This window comes from Desulfovibrionales bacterium (assembly GCA_028715605.1).
Lineage (GTDB): Bacteria > Desulfobacterota > QYQD01 > QYQD01 > QYQD01 > QYQD01.
In genome coordinates, this window is sequence record JAQURM010000018.1 from 12,538 (window position 1) to 28,435 (window position 15,898).

Consider the following 15,898-nt stretch of genomic DNA (forward strand, 5'->3'; position numbering starts at 1 on the left):
GAATGCTGGTCTTAACGAGGAAAAAAGGCGAAAGCATTATTATTGGCGATGATATTCGTGTCTATGTAGTGGATGTAAAGGGGAAACAGGTCAGATTAGGGATAGAAGCCCCTCCCAATGCGCCGGTACACCGTGAGGAAGTCTATAGAATTATTCAACTTGAGAATCAGTATGCGGCGCGGGAAGCGCCACTTGATCTGAGTCAGGCCTCAGATGTCTGGAAAGAAGAAAAAGAAGGCGGTAAGAATGAAAACTGAGACTAACTTGAAATTAAAATCGGTTGACGAAGAGCAAAAGATAAAACTTAAGACCACAAGATTCGGTGAGCTTGAAGTACCCGGGGGAAATGTCATACATATGCCCGGCGGGGTCCTGGGTTTTCCGGGCTGTAAGGATTACATCCTGATACCACACAAGGAGAATTCACCTTTCTTATGGTATCAGTCGTTAGACGACCCTGCCCTGGCCTTTGTAGTTATTAACCCCCTTATATTAAATCCGGCATATGATGTCCCGGTAAGCCCCGCACTTATGGAGGGCCTCGGTGCGGAAAAAGTCGAAGAGCTGGAATTGCTGGCTATCGTGACCATACCTAAGGACCGGCCTCAAGACATGACCGTTAATCTGATGGGGCCGATCGTTATCAATTCTGCCAGGAGACTGGCCAAACAGATTGTACTGGACCCGGAACATTACAGCACCAAGACCCCGATCCTGCCGCAGAAGAAATAAGATTTTTTGTAACAATTTAGCCTTTTGAAAATGCATGATAAAAAGTGCAAAGAAACATATCAAATCAGGAAGGAGAGGGCTTGAAAGAATTCAGGAAGACGTTTGAATCAGGAACTCAGAAAATCAGGAAAGTATTTTTGACAAATTGATTTTCAGCAGTTCGACTTCTGGTTGCTCTGTTCTTTCATGAGTTCGTGAGTTCCAGATTAATAGCCTTTTCTGAGTATAGGACTGTTTTAAACACCTAACGTGTTACGATTTTTTATAATGCTGGATGATACAAAATTAAAAGCCGGAGAAAAATCTCCGGCTTTTAACGGGGAGGAGGAGGGGCTACCTATGCAAGGTCCTGGATCAGGCTTGAGATCATCTTGTTGGCAATTTCCCGGGCATCGACCCTGTACTGGCCGCTTTCGATCTTTGATTTCAGCTCTTGTACCTTTTCGGCACGAACATCCGGGGTATTTTTCAGCACTTCTTGTACTTTTTGGATATCACGGGATGCCGCGGAGAGTTCCACTTTATCCGTAGCCTGGGACTGTTCAGCGGCAGGTTGCTTTTCTCTTTCAACTTGCCTGGTTTCCTGCGCAGCCTGGTTATTTTGTACGTATTGAGCTACATTTTCTTTGGCGTTAATGTCTGTTATCTTCATCTCAGGTTCTCCCTCAAGCTATGTTTTCTTGCACCACTAGTTCAGTAAGTTCGAAAAGCCTTTTTTGCAGGTATTCGGAATCTTCAAAACTAAGGCATTTTACTACTTCTCGGTCTTTCTCGTCAATTACTTTAAAAATAATATTTGATCCGGTTTCCTCTTTCTGGATATCCAATGGTCGGCCGTATTCCTGGCTCAACTTGTTCAGGATTTCACGTTCAAACCCACTCCAATTCTGCTTATGGGTAAGCTTGTCAATCACTTCAGACGCTATGTCTTTAATGACCTGCCGTTTCTTGGCTTCTGCAGATATAGAGATACGGTCCAACTGTTCCTGTTCCTCAGTTCGCTGGACCTTATTCGGATTGTGGGTACGACTAATTTGCTGGCCGTAGGCCCTTATTACATTTTGAATATGGTAGTTGGTTATAGTCATGTATAGCTCACCTTTCAATCCTCTTATCGGCAGTTCCTTTAATAACTTTAAAAGGATATCAGGGCAGTTGCCATTCCTTTGATCTTGTGATATAAGTTATAAATAGGATTGAAGATGGCTGATAATCAATCGCTACCCATTTCACTACGTTCTTATGTAGGGGCGCCGGTCCTGCCGGTGAATTTAAATCCCTCCCCAAGGGGATATATCCCACCTGCCGCTAATTCAGAGAATAAAAGCACGCCTGCTCCCGGTGTTGATTTTAATCGCAGGAATTATTCCCTGGTTTCGGCATACTTTATTAAGGCCTATCAGCGACAGGTTGAATTGGCCGAACAAGGATCACAAGTAGACAAAGTCAATCTATTCGCCTGACAGGACTTTCCCCAAAAAATCTCAGCAGATTATGTCAACACGTTGATTTTTATTCAAATTTTGCATTCTAGAAACGGAATTCTTAGTTCTTTCGCTTCACGGCTTCCGCAGCGACCCTTTCGGGGCTCGCAGATGGGGAATGCTTACCCCTTCCAGCCTCTAAGGGGCTGGCTTTCCCCTTCCTGCTCGCCCTCGAAGGGTGCCCCACTGCTCCAGCAAGTTTCGCTCAGGAACAATGGCTTCCATAAAAATGCGAGGAAAGTCCACCTTTGTCTGAAAGCTTTTCTTTCTTGCTGTCCCTGACCGGGGCCGCTTGTTTTTTTCGCCTAATTTGTGTATATAACTCCTCGCAGTGAAAGAGCTACGCGATGACCGATACTGTTTTGCCTGTGGACCGGAAAATCCTATCGGCCTTAAGATAGTCGTTGACTACACGGGAGGCGGAGCGGTAAGCACACTCACCTTGCAAAGAGTGCATGAAGGCTGGGCGAATGTTATACATGGGGGGATAATCTCAACCATCCTTGACGAAATTATGGCCCACGCCGTATACTACTATATCGGGCCCGGAGTAACCACAAGCCTTAAGGTGGACTTCAAATCTCCCCTCGCCCCGGGTGAGACCATTATAGCCAAGGGTTGGATAAAGGGAAAAAGGAGCCGGGCGGCTATAGCGTCGGCGGAGATAACTACTGAAAAAGACCGGCGCCTCATAGCCAGCGGCGAGAGTTATTTTATCCTGCTTTCGCGCAAAAATAAGGAGAAGGGTTATGCTTGAATTAAAGGATTTATGGGTTGAGGTCGAAGGCCGGCCAATCCTTAAGGGTGTAAACCTCAAAATTGAGCAGGGAGAAACTCACATCTTATTCGGTAAGAATGGTTCCGGTAAGACGACGCTCCTTTTGACTCTTATGGGTTTTTCCCGGTACAAGATTATAAACGGCGCTATAATTTTTAAAAGGCAGGACGTCACCGCCTTTTCCCCCCATGAACGGGCCAAGCTAGGCATAGGCATCTCTTTCCAGAGGCCGCCTACCTTACATGGTGTGCGTCTGCGGGATATGTTGGCCGTTTGTGGCAACGGCAGCGGCCGGGGTGAGGTATTGGCCACACAATACAATTTTGCCGATTTTCTGGACCGCGAGGTGAACCGGGGTTTTTCCGGCGGCGAGATCAAAAAGAGCGAGCTGCTGCAACTCCTGACCCAGGATCCGGATCTCGTCCTCTTAGACGAGCCGGAGTCCGGTGTGGATGTCGAAAATTTAAATGTCATCGGCCAGATGATCAAGGAACTTCTACAGAAAAAACTCAAGCGACACCGGCAGAAATCCGGCCTTATCATCTCTCATACCGGTTTTATTCTGAATTACCTGGAGGCGGACAAGGGGCATATACTCCTTGATGGCAAGATTCATTGTCAGGGCAACCCCAGGGAGATGTTTGAAGAAATACAAAAATGTGGTTATGAGGAATGCGCAAGATGCAGAAGATAGAAGAGAAGGCAAAAAAGGCCCTGAAGAAAAAAGCCGCTTATGGGGAAGACATAGAACTGGAAAAATTTGTCAGGCAGGCCGAGCCTGTTTCTTATGCTGATCTTGACCCGGAAGAGCAAAAAAGACTGCATCAGACCGGTCTCGACTTGAGTAACCAAGGACATTCAGGCGCGTTTTTTCAATCGGATTGTTCTGTTGTCCACTGTCAGTCAACTTATAAGGGACTGGAGGTGTTGCCTATTAAAGAGGCCATCCAGGACCCTGAAAAAATCAAAGATTACTGCTGGCAGGCCGTAAGTGTCGATACAGACAAATATACGGCAGCCTCGGAACTTGACCTGGACAACGGGTACTTTATCCGCGCCCTTCCCGGAGAAAAGGTCATTTATCCGGTACAGGCCTGTCTCTATATCCGCAAAGAAAAATTCGCCCAGCATCTGCACAACATCATCATAGCCGAAGAAGGCTCCGAGCTGCATATCATCACCGGTTGCGCCACCTCTCCTCATCTGGTCTCCGGTCTGCATATCGGCGTATCTGAATTTTACATCAAAAAAGGGGCCAAGCTCACCTTCACCATGATCCATAACTGGGGCGAAGACGTCTATGTACGCCCCCGCTCCGGCGTTATCATCGAAGAAGACGGCGTCTTTATTTCTAATTACGTTTCGCTCAGGCCGGTCAGGTCCCTGCAGACCTATCCCTCGGCCACTCTGGCCGGCCGGGGGGCCGTAGCCCGTTTTAATTCCATACTGGTAGCGCCGCCGGGCAGCGAACTTGATATCGGGGCCAAGGTCACGTTAAAGGCGCCCGAAGCAAGGGCCGAGATTATCTCGCGGGCTATATCCACTGGCGGAAAAATTATTGCGCGTGGCCTTCTGGTGGGTGAAGTACCCGGCATAAAGGCGCATTTGGAATGCAAGGGACTGATACTCTCTGAAAAAGGGATTATCCGGGCCATACCTGAACTGGAGGGTCAGGCCTCCGGCGTCGATATGTCGCACGAAGCGGCAGTAGGAAAGATCGCTCAGGAAGAGATTGAGTATCTCATGGCCAGAGGGCTAAGCGAAGAAGAGGCTACTTCCACCATTGTCCGGGGATTCCTGAACGTGCAGATAGACGGGTTGCCCGCGGAATTGCAGGCTGAGATAGAGGCCGCTGTTAAAGAAAGCGAAAAGGCTTTGATCTGAACCGCCTCCGGCGGTTCATTTCAGATGCTTCAACCGCTGCTACAACTTTTTTCAGTGCGCACGGCGATATCCTCCGAAGTGGCAGGACGTACTTCCTCTACTGAAATGCGGGCGTAAATCGGATGGTCGGCGCCGAGATACTGGCCTTTAGGGATTACGATTTCAAAGCTCTCCCCCTCTTTAGTCCCCAACAGCTTCTCTTCTATGGCCGGGATAATGCGGTCATATCCGATCAGTAACTTGGCCCGGTAAACGTTAAGTTTTTCCTCCGGGTTTGCATTTTCCTCAAAGCGCACCGTATATTTTATAACTACATGGGTATTAGGTCCTACTGTCAGCATTATTGCTCCTTAAAAAAACCGTAATTACTCAGGTTGTCAGGTTCACGGTTCACTGTTGGCTACTTCGCGCTTCTCCTATCAATCTTCAGCGCTCTCTAATCTTGAACCATGAACCTTGGAACCTTGAACCTGGATAGTTACTTTTTACCACGCAGAATCTCGCCGATTTTATTTACTACCTCATCCGGTTCAGGGAAAAACCCCTGGGCCTTTCTCGAAAATAGAATCTCGCCGTCAACCCGTACATCAAAGACGCCCCCATCGCCCTTTATGAGGACAGGTTCTGTATTAAAGGCCTTTTTGATCTTATCCGCCAGCCTGACGGCCCTGGGGAGAAAATTTCATCTGCCGCAGTATTCGATCACAATCTCCATATATTGTCCTCTTGTGTATAAGTCATTATAAAAAATCCGGGTCTTATGCAAGTAAAATCTGATAGATTTTTCATCTCAGCGAACAAATCCTCTCCCTGAATACATTCCGGCCGGGTCACATTCTAGACCGCTTAACAAATTTTTCGGCCAAAACCCGCCATTCCTTTAATCTCAAGGCATAAAGTAAAAAGAAATATGAAAACCCGGCAAAGGCTATAGTAATCGAAAGGGAGAAAAGCTCTGCATGGAGGCCATGTCCCCAGATGCCTTCAAGCCACCCGTGTACATAATATACGATCAGGCCCATAGCCGCCGAGGCCATAAGCACCTTGGCCAGAGACTTAAAAAGATAGCCCAGGTCATAGCCTTCCACCTTTCGATACAGGATAAGGCTTAGAAATACAAAGTTCAAAATCATGGTGATTGATGTGGAGAAGGCGATGGCCTTGTGCTGAAAGCTGTCTATAGTCATAGTAATCACCAGGATATTGACCACTACGGCCATAAAACTCGCTATAACCGGGTACTTTGTATCGTTTAAAGCGTAGAAGACCGGGACAACGATCTTTACTGCGGCATAGGCAAAAAGACCGATAGCGTAAAAAGATAATGCCTCCGCCGTGTGCAGGGTATCATAACCGGTGAAACGCCCGTGCTCGAAGATTAACTTTATAATCGGCTTGGCGAGTATTACCAGCCCGCAGGATGCCGGTATGGTCAGGGCAAAGGCCATGACCAGAGCAGCAAGATAAGCGCCTTTAAGCTGGGTTAAGTCTTTATTGGAGGCATGGCGTGAAACAACCGGCAGCGTGGCAATGGAAATAGCCACCCCAAAGACTCCAATCGGAAACTGCATCAGGCGGAAGGCGTAATTAAGCCAAGAGACACTCCCTTGCTCACAACTGGCCGCAAAGTAGGTATTTATAAAGATATTAATCTGGGTGGCGGAAAGTCCGATAATAGCCGGGATCATCAGCTTGATTACCCGGCTCAGGCCTTCGTCCCGGAAAGAAAGCAGGGGGCTCAGGTGAAAACCCACCTTGTGGAGGGACGGCAGTTGTATGGCGAGCTGCAGGAAGCCTCCTATAAGTGTGCCTACGGCCATGCCCACGATAGCAGGCTGACCGAAACGGGGAAAAACAAAGGCCAGGATAACGCCGCTGACAATGGATCCCAGGTTAAAAAAGGCAGAGGACATGGCCGGGATAAAAAAATACCCCTTGGTGTTAAGCATGCCCATCACCGCCGCAGCAAGCGAGACCAGAATAAAGAACGGGAACATAATGACGGTCATGTCCCTGGTCAAGGCAATTTTCCCCGGTATCCTGGAAAAATCAGGGGCCATCAGCATTATGATGTCCCCGGCAAAAAATATACCGATTAAGGTCAAAGCGCCCACGATAACAAAAAGGGCGGTCAGGACGTTGTTGGCCAGCCTCCAGGTCTCCTTAGGGCCTTTTTTCTGGTCATAGTCGGTAAAGACGGTAACAAAGGCCGAGCTTAATGCGCCTTCGGCAAAGAGATCGCGCAGAAGGTTGGGGATGCGGAAGGCCACGACATAGGCATCGATGAAATAACCGGCCCCGAAAAGGCCCGCCAGGACCTGTTCCCGTATAAGGCCCAGGATGCGGCTGGCAAAGACCGCCACGCTGACCGATCCGGCCGAACGGGCTATCTGGGCCGTGTCTGTCTCTTTCGATTTTGGATTTTCCGCCCGGGCGGATTTGTTCGCCTCGGCGAATCTGCCTTTGGCATGACGGATTTCTGATTTCGGATTTTCCTTTGACATGGAGATCTAACGTACCCTTATTTCTTTAAACCACTCGCAAATTTTATTTGAGCCATTCTACGGGAGTAATGGCCGTCAATCAAGTAAAAATGAAGGGCCTAAAGTTTTCTTGACTCAGGGTCAGGCTTTGTTATAGTGCTGGAGTCAAAAAACAGGGCATTCCGGGGGATGTTTTGGAAAGGGAGTGGCATAAAAACGATCCGGATTTATTGGCGCTGGAAAAGTTGCAGAGAGAGACAAATCTGCATCCCCTGATAGCGCTTTTTCTCTGTAATCGCGGCATAAAGGATACAGCCGGGGCGCACAGCTTCCTGCATCCTTCCCTTAAAAACCTTCCCTCACCCTTCCTGCTCAAGGATATGGATAAGGCGGCGCACCGCCTGGCCGATGCAGTGCGCCGCCGTGAAAAGATATTGATCTATGGAGATTATGATGCGGACGGGGTCACGGCCACTGCTGTCTTGTGGCTTTTTCTAAAGAGAATGGGCGCCACTGTCTCTCATTACATACCAGACCGAATCCGTGACGGTTATGGTCTCAAGACGGAGATACTAAGGCGTTTTCTGGATGATAAACCGGACCTGCTTGTCACCGTGGATTGCGGCATCTCCAACCATGAAGCCGTTGCCTACGCCAATGGGCAGGGTATAGAGGTCATTATTACCGATCACCACTGTGTGCCGGATGTGCTTCCTCCGGCCCTGGCCGCGGTCAATCCGAAGCAGCCAGGATGTAACTATCCGGATAAAGAGCTCGCCGGTGTGGGGGTGGCCTTTAACCTGATTATGGCCTTGAGGCGGGTCCTGTTTCATGACGTTACGGCCGGCGCATGGTCGGACCGGGAGCGTCCCAATCTCAAAGAATATCTGGATCTGGTAGCTATCGGGACCATAGCCGATATGGTGCCTTTACGGGGTGTAAACAGGATACTGGTCAAAGAGGGATTGAAGATCATTGACAGGGCAAGACGGCCCGGGGTTGCCGCTCTAAAGGCGGTCAGTTTGGTCAATACTGCGAAGGCCTCATCCTACGATATAGGTTTTCGGCTTGCTCCACGGCTAAATGCCGCGGGCAGGATGGGCTCCGCCGATGAGGCCTTCGCTTTACTCGTGACTGAAGACGGCGTCCGGGCTGAACTGATAGCCTCCGCTTTAGACCAGGCTAACCGCAGGCGTCAGGCCGCGGAAGAAGATATGCTCACGGAACTTACCGGCTATATTACGGCGGAGGTATTGCAGACGGAAAAGGCCCTGGTCTATGCCTCGCCGCACTGGCATAGAGGGGTGCTCGGTATCGTAGCTTCACGCCTGGCGGCGAAATATGCCCGGCCCGCCATACTCTTTTCTCTGGAAGACGGAAAGGCCAGGGGATCGGGCCGGAGCGCCGCAGATCTTGACCTTTATGCATTGCTGGCCATGTGTCGTGAGCTGTTGGAGGATTTTGGCGGTCATAAGGAAGCCGCCGGATTATCGCTGCGCGAGGAAAATCTGCCTTTGTTCAAGGAGGTTTTTCAGACTGCGGTGTCTGATAAAGTAACCATCGAGGACCTCGTTCCCAGACTATGGCTGGAAGGCAGCGTTCAGTTGTCAATTTTACGTGAAAAATCCTTTCTCAATGATTTCTACCTACTGCCGCCTTTTGGGATGGGGAACCCGAATCCTCTTTTGGGCACCTCACCCATTAAGATCATAGAGCAGCGGTTAATCGGAGAAAAGCACGTAAAATTAAGAGTGCACCAGGACGGGCGGGTATGGGAGGCTATGGGCTTTAATATGGCCCCTCTGCCTGATGCGGAATTTCTGGAGGCGGCCATGGCCTTTGCCCTGGATACCAATACCTATCAGGGCCGGGAATCCTTGCAATTACGGGTAGTGGATCTAAAGGTGATAGGGACTTAGCCACAGAGCGCACAGAGATATAAAGATTTCGAAATTAGAAATTTGTCATTTTGTATCAGTTTAGCTTTTTTAAAAAGTATTTTTAAATCCCTCCCAACCTCCCTTTTCCAAAGGGAGGAGAAACACTTCCCCCTTTGGAAAAGGGGGATTAAGGGGGATTTTTGAGTCGCCATTTTCTGGACGACTATATCTTTTCAAACAGCTAACGTGTTACGTCATTTGGAATTCGCGCAAAGCGCTTTTGGTCGCGGCTTCACCGCGCTGTGAACTATGGGCTAAATTTTGAAGCACTATCATTAATGGAGGGATTTTAAGATGGGACTGCCAGTATCGGAAACTATCTTAGATAATGGGTTGAATGTCCTGCTTCTCGAAAATCATAAGGCCCCGGTAGTCAGTTTTCAGGTGTGGTACCGGGTGGGATCGCGTAATGAGCGCCTTGGTAAGACCGGAATCTCGCACCTTACCGAGCACCTTATGTTTCGCGGCACTAAAAAATACAGGCCCAAGGAGTTTTCCCGCCTGGTTAAAAGAAATGGGGGAAATGAGAACGCCTTTACCTCCCAGGACTATACGGCCTATTTTGAGAATATAGCCGGGGACCGCCTGGAAGTACTCCTTGATCTGGAATCTGATCGCATGACTAATCTGGCCGTTGATAAGCAGGCATTTCTCACGGAGCGGGATATAGTAATGGAGGAACGTCGCCTTCGTACCGAGGATGATCCGGTCTCCTCCCTCTTTGAAGAAATGGATTCTGTCGCCTTTCGCACCCACCCCTACATGTGGCCGATAATAGGCTGGATGGGGGATATCGGCCAGACCGCTTATGAAGACTTTAAGGATTATTACCGGCTGCATTACAGGCCGAACCGGGCCACGGTCATTGTCGTCGGCGACATGGAAAAAGAAAAGCTATTGTTAAAAATCAAGAAATATTTTGGCCGTATCAAACCCGGGCCGGAGCCATCGCCGATCGTATGTGATGAGCCGCCCCAGAGAGGAGAAAGAAGATTCTGCCTGAAGCGGGAGGCCCAGCTCTCTTATCTGCTTATGAGCTTCCATACCCCTAATCTCAGGCATGAAGACAGCTTTGCCCTGGAGCTTCTGGCCCTTATTCTGGGCCAGGGCAAGAGTTCGCGACTTTATCGCCGTCTGGTACGCGAGAAACAGTTGGCCCTGGACATCAATGTCAATTATCCCCGGTTAGCGCACGATCCCAATCTTTGCCACATCTTTGCGCCCATAATGCCCGGTAAGACGGCCGAGGCAGTGGAAGAGGAGATTGAAGCGGCATTGGAAAAGATAAAGAGGCAAGGCGTGACGGAAAAAGAGCTGCAAAAGGCCAGGAATATGTCCGAAGCGGCCCTTGTGTTCCATCAGGATTCATTTTTTTACCAGGGAATGTTGTTGGGCATCTATCATACGGTGAGTAACTGGCGGGATCTGTATGCCTATCTGCCGGGTATCGCAAAAGTCACTGCTTCCGATATAAAAAGGGTGGCCAATACCTATTTTCATAAGGATAAAAAGAATGTAGGGGTTTTGGTCCCGGTATTGCCGGGTTTCTCCCACGCCTCGGCGCATATGCGAAAGGTATCCGGGAAGAAAAGCTCTCAGCTTTCAGCCATCAGCTATCAGTCCCGGGCCGGAGAGTAGATTTTGTTTTTGCTGACAGCTAACTGCTGATAGCTGAATGCTTCGGCCGGAATCTTTTGATTTCGGACGAAAACTAAAAAGGAGTTTTGTTTCATGCCTAAAAAAACGGTGTCTTCCGGAAGCGCGTTTGCCGGGCGTATTGTCTTGCCGAATGGGACGGTCGTCCTGCTCAAGGAGGTTAAGGCTCTTCCCTCAGTATATATGCATCTGGTCATTGAGGCCGGTTCTCTGTTTGATCCGGGGGGCCGGGAAGGACTGGCGGCCCTCACTGCCGAGAGTCTTTTAACCGGCACCCGCCGGCGCACGGCTGCCCGGATCAGTGAAGAGATAGAGTTTACGGGAGGGGCGCTGGTAGTCCAGTCTAGAAAAGATTATACCTCTATTACCCTGAATGTCTTGAAGAAGGCCCTGCCTACCGGTCTGGAGATTATGTCCGATGTCCTTACCCAGCCGGCCTTCCGGCTAAAAGAGATAGCCAAAAAGAAGGAAGAATTCAAGGCGCGTATCCATAAGGAAGAGGAAGATCCGGGTACGCTTGCCCAAAAGACTTTTCTGGCGGAGCTGTTTAATAAGCGTTTTTATGGGCAGCCGCTGCTGGGAACAGAGAAATCCATATCCGGCCTGACCAAAAATGACCTGATGGGTTTCTACCAGGAGCGATTATCCCGTTCCAGGGTCATCTGTGCTGTGGTCGGCCAGATCACAGAAAGAGAGTTTATGCCCTTATGGGAAAGATATCTGGGGCCCTGGCCGGAGACCGGCATCGAGACTCCGATTAATATCCCCTCAGACAGCAAAGGGAGAGGCGGCCGGATAAAAAAGATCGACCGTGATCTTACCCAGGCCAATATTGTCCTTGGCCACAGAGGCATCCCGCGCAGCCACTCCGACTATTACGCCGTCTTTATCATGAACTACATCCTCGGCGGCGGCGGGTTCCGTTCCCGTCTGATGGACAATATCCGGGAAGAAAAGGGGCTGGCCTACAGCATCTATAGCGCCTTTGTTTCAGGCAGGTACGCCGGTTATTTCCAGGCCGTAGTGGAGACCAGGAATGCGACGGCCGGCGTGGCTATAGATGAAATTCTCAAGGAAATGAAACGAATCAGGGTAAATGGTGTATCTGATGAAGAACTGAACGAGGCCAGGTTGTATCTTACCGGGAGCTTTCCCTTAAAGATGGATACAAATGCCAAGATCGCCGGGCTGTTGACCGATATGGAATTCTACAATCTGGGCCTCGATTACCCGGAGCGTTATCCGGCGGTTATAAAGGCAGTAACCAAAGATCAGGTGGCGGATGCTGCCAGGAAGTATCTCTACCCTGATAATTATACCCTGGTCATTGTAGGCAGGCAAAAAGAGATAAAATGGCCGGGATAAACAAGAGGTTCTTTTCATTTCACTGGTGAAGATCGACTGGTTGGGCTTTAGAGAGGCAGTGCCCCGCGGCCGACGTTACACTATCCATGTGAAGGCCGTGCCGCAGGGACATGGAGCTTGATTCTCAGAATGCCAAACTGAGGGTTACGCCGCCGTAAACAAAGTTATCGTCTTCGCCGGTCTTGCTGCGGTATTTCATCTCGTCGCTCGCGTCGCTTGAAAGCGGAAAAGTGTACGACAAGGAAGGGGTTATTGTCACATATTTCGCTACCGAAACAGGCAGACTGGCTGAGATCACGCCGTCGTGGAAGTTATTAAACTTGTCGCCCGTAGCTGCTCCTTGATCGTTAATCTCGGGGTATTCATCGACGTCTTCGCTCTTCAGATAGCTCGCCGAGGCAGCAAGGTCCAGGGAGACGGCCTCGGTGATCTTGAAAGAATGGGATATGCCAAGAAGAACATACCAGTGCATATAGCTGTGATTTCCTTGTAAACAGTAAGCGAGGGGGACAGCAGCGTATCAACGCCCAACCCCAGAAAGACCTCCTGAGAATCATCGGTGCCGTCCAGGCCGTAATAGATACAGCCTCCACTTATGTTCAAAGGACCAAAGTCCCTGCCGTACGAGAGCGTAAAATCAGTCTCATTCCAATTAGACGGATTATTCCCAATCGCTACATAGGGATCGGTGTCCAGATTGCCCCAGACATTGGCCGAAAAGCCTTTATAGCCTATGGTCGTGGAGGGCTGGACAACAATGCTATCCCGGCTCAGTTCCTGCCCCCGCCAGATATAATCGCTCAAGACCGAAACCGACAGGTCGGCAGAGGGCATATCCTCTTCCGCCATGGCCGGTAGAATAATAACCGCACTCATAATTAAGCCTACAATAACCGTTAGAAAACCCTTTAAGTAACGCGAATCTTTTTTCATTATATTCCTCCTCCAGCACGAGAAACAAATTTTATTCCCTTTAGAATTCATGCCATACCAAGAACCATGCCAGTTAGAAAAAATAACGGTGAATGGAGATAACCGGTTGTTATAACTCCTTAAAAATAAATGTACGGGGAATGTATTATCAGAGAAAGGAATTTAAAAAATACCAAATTGTAGGATGGGGGAATTCATTTTTTGCAAAATTGTAATAAATTAGATCGCTTTTTGGCGGAGAAGGACGCAGGAATGTCGCTCCCGCCTCCCCATGGGGCCAGGTGTCGGCGGCAAGATTATTATTGACTACAGGTATATTTAAGGTATAGTAATTATACTATGGAGTTTGAGTTTGACCCCAAGAAAAGTGAAAGCAACAAGCAGAAACACGGTATTGATTTTTATGAGGCCCAGGAATTATGGGATGATCCTGATTTAATGGAGATTCCTTTAAGAACAAGTGACGAACCAGGATTTTTGGTAATAGGTAGTATTTCAGAGAAGCATTGGTCCGGGATTATAACTTATAGGGGAGATAAAATAAGAATTATTTCGGTACGACGTTCGAGAAAAGAGGAGGTTGATATATATGAAGGCTATTAAGGCTAAAGAAATTGAAAAGAAATTTGATGAAGGAGAGGATATCTCTAAATATCTTGATTTGTCAAAAGCCAGAAGACCTGAGCAGGAACAGAAAAGGGTAAATGTAGATTTCCCCTTATGGATGATTCACTTATTAGATAAAGAGGCGAAACGTCTGGGCGTGCCTCGACAATCCATCATCAAGGTCTGGGTAGCTGAGCGTCTTGAAAAGGCGTCTTGAACATGCATAATGAAGACATTTCCCGTCCGCCCAAGGCGGACTGCGGGGAGCTTCCAATCTTCCACCGTGCCGCATTCCCCCTGAGCGAAGCGAAGGGGGAATAAATTGCCATACTTATGTCGAGTCGACATAATATATAATGTTAGGCAGTGACCGAATCTATTCACACCCGTAAGGAGATTTTCTGCATTGGATATTCCACGGATCTTCAACATCACCGAAAGTGCTCACCGCATCCATAACCCGTTCACACCCGAAAAGCTCGCCACTCTCGGCGCGGCGCTGCGTCTGGAAACGGGAACCCGAGTGCTCGACCTCGGCAGCGGTTCGGGGGAGATGCTGTGCACCTGGGCACGCGATTACGGAGTCATCGGCACCGGCATCGACATGAGCCAGTTGTTCACCGAGCAAGCGAAACTCCGCGCTGAAAAACTCGGTGTCGCCGATCGAGTCAAGTTCATCCATGGCGATGCTGCCGGCTTCGTCTCTGACGAGAAGGCCGGTGTGGCAGCCTGTCTCGGTGCCACGTGGATCGCTGGGGGAGTCGTCGGCACCATCGAGCTTCTGGCGCAGAGCCTCCGCCCCGGAGGGATCATCCTCATCGGCGAGCCCTACTGGCGGCAGTTACCGCCGACGGAAGATGTTGCCAGGGGGTGTCTTGCCGGCTCAATCTCCGACTTTCTCCTGCTTCCAGAACTTCTCGCGTCTTTCGGCCACCTCGGCTACGACGTCGTGGAAATGGTTTTGGCAGACCAAGACAGCTGGGACAGATACGAGGCGGCCAAGTGGCTCACCATGCGCCGATGGCTTGAAGCCAATCCCGACGACGAGTTCGCGAAAGATGTTCGAGCCAAACTAACCTCGGAACCCGAGCGCTACGCCGCTTACACGCGTGAATACCTGGGCTGGGGCGTGTTCGCGCTGATGACGCGGTGATGAGGGGATTACCGGGCGGCTCAGAAAGTGGGGAAAATTCAATCATGCCTAACAACTCATTCAAGCCGACGCCGCTTCGCGGCGCGGCTTAATTCAGCCCCGTAGGGTGGGCTTTGCCCACCAAAACCGCTGACAATATTTGTGGATACGGGTCATATGAAATGCCGAATTATCGAAGGGTACGGGAGGGGAATACATATTTTTTCACGGTGGTTACGCACCAACGACAGCCGATTCTTTGTCTGGAGGAATCGAGAGCACTGTTACGTGACATCACCGCAAGGGTGCGCAATTCGCATCCTTTCATCATTGAAGCCTGGGTTTTGCTGCCGGAGCATATGCACTGCATTTGGCGTTTACCGGATGGAGACATCGATTATTCATTGCGTTGGGCGTTGATAAAGACTGAATTTACCAAGAGGATCCGATGTTGGCTGGACACCCCGAATCCAACCCCGTCTCGAAAGAAGCATAGAGAAGGTATGGTGTGGCAAAGGCGTTTTTGGGAACACATGATTCGAGACGATCAGGATTTTTCGGCTCATTGTGATTATATCCATTACAATCCGGTAAAGCATCGGATTGTAGATGCACCGAAGGACTGGCCGTATTCGACATTTCATCGTTATGTTGAGAAAGAAATCTATTCGCCGGATTGGGGTGCGACACCGGTGGAGATTCCGATTGATGTCGGCAGAGAATGAAGGACGACAAAGACGGTGGGCAAAGCCCACCCTACTGGACTGTAGGGGAAGAATGGGGACAATCCTATATCCTCCTGTCAAGCGAAAAATGAAAAGAATATAAAATCAGCCTGTTACCGGTGGTTATAAATTCTGGGCATACGACTGCTACAAATCCTCAAGGATTTTTGGCAAAATTAC

At 49.4% G+C, this 15,898-nt stretch carries 18 protein-coding genes; 13 read left to right on the forward strand and 5 right to left on the reverse strand.

Annotated features, from left to right (window positions below; translation table 11 throughout):
* Nucleotides 1-2 precede the first annotated feature (2 nt).
* The gene (gene csrA, locus PHT49_11625; protein ID MDD5452534.1) at nucleotides 3-257 is read left to right on the forward strand and encodes a carbon storage regulator CsrA; all 255 of its coding nucleotides are present in this window, start codon (nucleotides 3-5) and stop codon (nucleotides 255-257) included.
* Nucleotides 247-732: a flagellar assembly protein FliW gene (locus tag PHT49_11630; GenBank protein MDD5452535.1), complete on the forward strand. Its 486-nt coding sequence runs from the start codon at nucleotides 247-249 to the stop codon at nucleotides 730-732. The genes csrA and PHT49_11630 overlap by 11 nt, the downstream gene beginning before the upstream one ends.
* A 337-nt stretch (nucleotides 733-1,069) precedes the next feature.
* Here PHT49_11630 and flgM read toward each other — a convergent pair whose 3' ends face one another.
* Both flgM and PHT49_11640 read right to left on the reverse strand, forming a co-directional pair.
* Nucleotides 1,070-1,384 (reverse strand): flagellar biosynthesis anti-sigma factor FlgM, encoded by a 315-nt coding sequence (gene flgM, locus PHT49_11635; GenBank protein ID MDD5452536.1) that lies wholly within the window; start codon nucleotides 1,382-1,384, stop codon nucleotides 1,070-1,072.
* Between the two features lie 13 nt (nucleotides 1,385-1,397).
* Nucleotides 1,398-1,820 (reverse strand): hypothetical protein, encoded by a 423-nt coding sequence (locus tag PHT49_11640; protein MDD5452537.1) that lies wholly within the window; start codon nucleotides 1,818-1,820, stop codon nucleotides 1,398-1,400.
* Between the two features lie 114 nt (nucleotides 1,821-1,934).
* Between PHT49_11640 and PHT49_11645 the strand changes: the two genes are divergently transcribed.
* From PHT49_11645 to PHT49_11660, 4 genes are all read left to right on the forward strand, one after another.
* Complete coding sequence (locus tag PHT49_11645; GenBank protein MDD5452538.1) at nucleotides 1,935-2,195, forward strand: hypothetical protein; 261 nt, start codon at nucleotides 1,935-1,937, stop codon at nucleotides 2,193-2,195.
* A 352-nt stretch (nucleotides 2,196-2,547) separates the two neighbouring features.
* Nucleotides 2,548-2,973 carry a PaaI family thioesterase gene (locus tag PHT49_11650; protein ID MDD5452539.1) on the forward strand — a complete coding sequence of 142 codons (426 nt, stop codon included), beginning with the start codon at nucleotides 2,548-2,550 and terminating at the stop codon, nucleotides 2,971-2,973.
* Complete coding sequence (locus tag PHT49_11655; GenBank protein ID MDD5452540.1) at nucleotides 2,966-3,688, forward strand: ABC transporter ATP-binding protein; 723 nt, start codon at nucleotides 2,966-2,968, stop codon at nucleotides 3,686-3,688. The genes PHT49_11650 and PHT49_11655 overlap by 8 nt, the downstream gene beginning before the upstream one ends.
* Nucleotides 3,676-4,878 carry a SufD family Fe-S cluster assembly protein gene (locus PHT49_11660; protein ID MDD5452541.1) on the forward strand — a complete coding sequence of 401 codons (1,203 nt, stop codon included), beginning with the start codon at nucleotides 3,676-3,678 and terminating at the stop codon, nucleotides 4,876-4,878. The genes PHT49_11655 and PHT49_11660 overlap by 13 nt, the downstream gene beginning before the upstream one ends.
* Before the next feature lie 29 nt (nucleotides 4,879-4,907).
* On the opposite strand, the gene PHT49_11665 is transcribed toward PHT49_11660, so the two are convergent.
* Both PHT49_11665 and murJ read right to left on the reverse strand, forming a co-directional pair.
* On the reverse strand, nucleotides 4,908-5,219 hold the full coding sequence (locus tag PHT49_11665; protein MDD5452542.1) for a hypothetical protein: 312 nt from the start codon (nucleotides 5,217-5,219) through the stop codon (nucleotides 4,908-4,910).
* A gap of 489 nt (nucleotides 5,220-5,708) precedes the next feature.
* A complete protein-coding gene (gene murJ, locus PHT49_11670; GenBank protein MDD5452543.1) occupies nucleotides 5,709-7,382 on the reverse strand; it encodes a murein biosynthesis integral membrane protein MurJ in 1,674 nt (557 codons plus the stop codon).
* A 173-nt stretch (nucleotides 7,383-7,555) separates the two neighbouring features.
* On the opposite strand from murJ, the gene recJ reads away from it, so the two are divergent.
* The 3 genes from recJ (at nucleotide 7,556) to PHT49_11685 (ending at nucleotide 12,322) form a co-directional block, all read left to right on the forward strand.
* Nucleotides 7,556-9,280, forward strand: coding sequence for a single-stranded-DNA-specific exonuclease RecJ (recJ, locus tag PHT49_11675; protein MDD5452544.1), 1,725 nt, complete (start codon nucleotides 7,556-7,558; stop codon nucleotides 9,278-9,280).
* A 315-nt stretch (nucleotides 9,281-9,595) separates the two neighbouring features.
* Nucleotides 9,596-10,939, forward strand: coding sequence for a pitrilysin family protein (locus tag PHT49_11680; GenBank protein MDD5452545.1), 1,344 nt, complete (start codon nucleotides 9,596-9,598; stop codon nucleotides 10,937-10,939).
* A gap of 93 nt (nucleotides 10,940-11,032) precedes the next feature.
* On the forward strand, nucleotides 11,033-12,322 hold the full coding sequence (locus PHT49_11685) for a pitrilysin family protein (protein MDD5452546.1): 1,290 nt from the start codon (nucleotides 11,033-11,035) through the stop codon (nucleotides 12,320-12,322).
* 381 nt (nucleotides 12,323-12,703) lie between these two features.
* Here PHT49_11685 and PHT49_11690 read toward each other — a convergent pair whose 3' ends face one another.
* Entirely contained in the window at nucleotides 12,704-13,255 is a 552-nt protein-coding gene (locus PHT49_11690) for a hypothetical protein (GenBank protein MDD5452547.1), read from the reverse strand.
* Nucleotides 13,256-13,594: 339 nt separating this feature from the next.
* On the opposite strand from PHT49_11690, the gene PHT49_11695 reads away from it, so the two are divergent.
* From PHT49_11695 to PHT49_11710, 4 genes are all read left to right on the forward strand, one after another.
* Nucleotides 13,595-13,858 (forward strand): BrnT family toxin, encoded by a 264-nt coding sequence (locus tag PHT49_11695; protein MDD5452548.1) that lies wholly within the window; start codon nucleotides 13,595-13,597, stop codon nucleotides 13,856-13,858.
* A complete protein-coding gene (locus tag PHT49_11700; GenBank protein ID MDD5452549.1) occupies nucleotides 13,845-14,078 on the forward strand; it encodes a CopG family antitoxin in 234 nt (77 codons plus the stop codon). Before PHT49_11695 ends, PHT49_11700 begins: the two co-directional genes overlap by 14 nt.
* A 189-nt stretch (nucleotides 14,079-14,267) precedes the next feature.
* Nucleotides 14,268-15,014: a class I SAM-dependent methyltransferase gene (locus tag PHT49_11705; GenBank protein MDD5452550.1), complete on the forward strand. Its 747-nt coding sequence runs from the start codon at nucleotides 14,268-14,270 to the stop codon at nucleotides 15,012-15,014.
* Between the two features lie 161 nt (nucleotides 15,015-15,175).
* A complete protein-coding gene (locus PHT49_11710) occupies nucleotides 15,176-15,718 on the forward strand; it encodes a transposase (GenBank protein ID MDD5452551.1) in 543 nt (180 codons plus the stop codon).
* The last annotated feature ends 180 nt before the right edge of the window (nucleotides 15,719-15,898 follow it).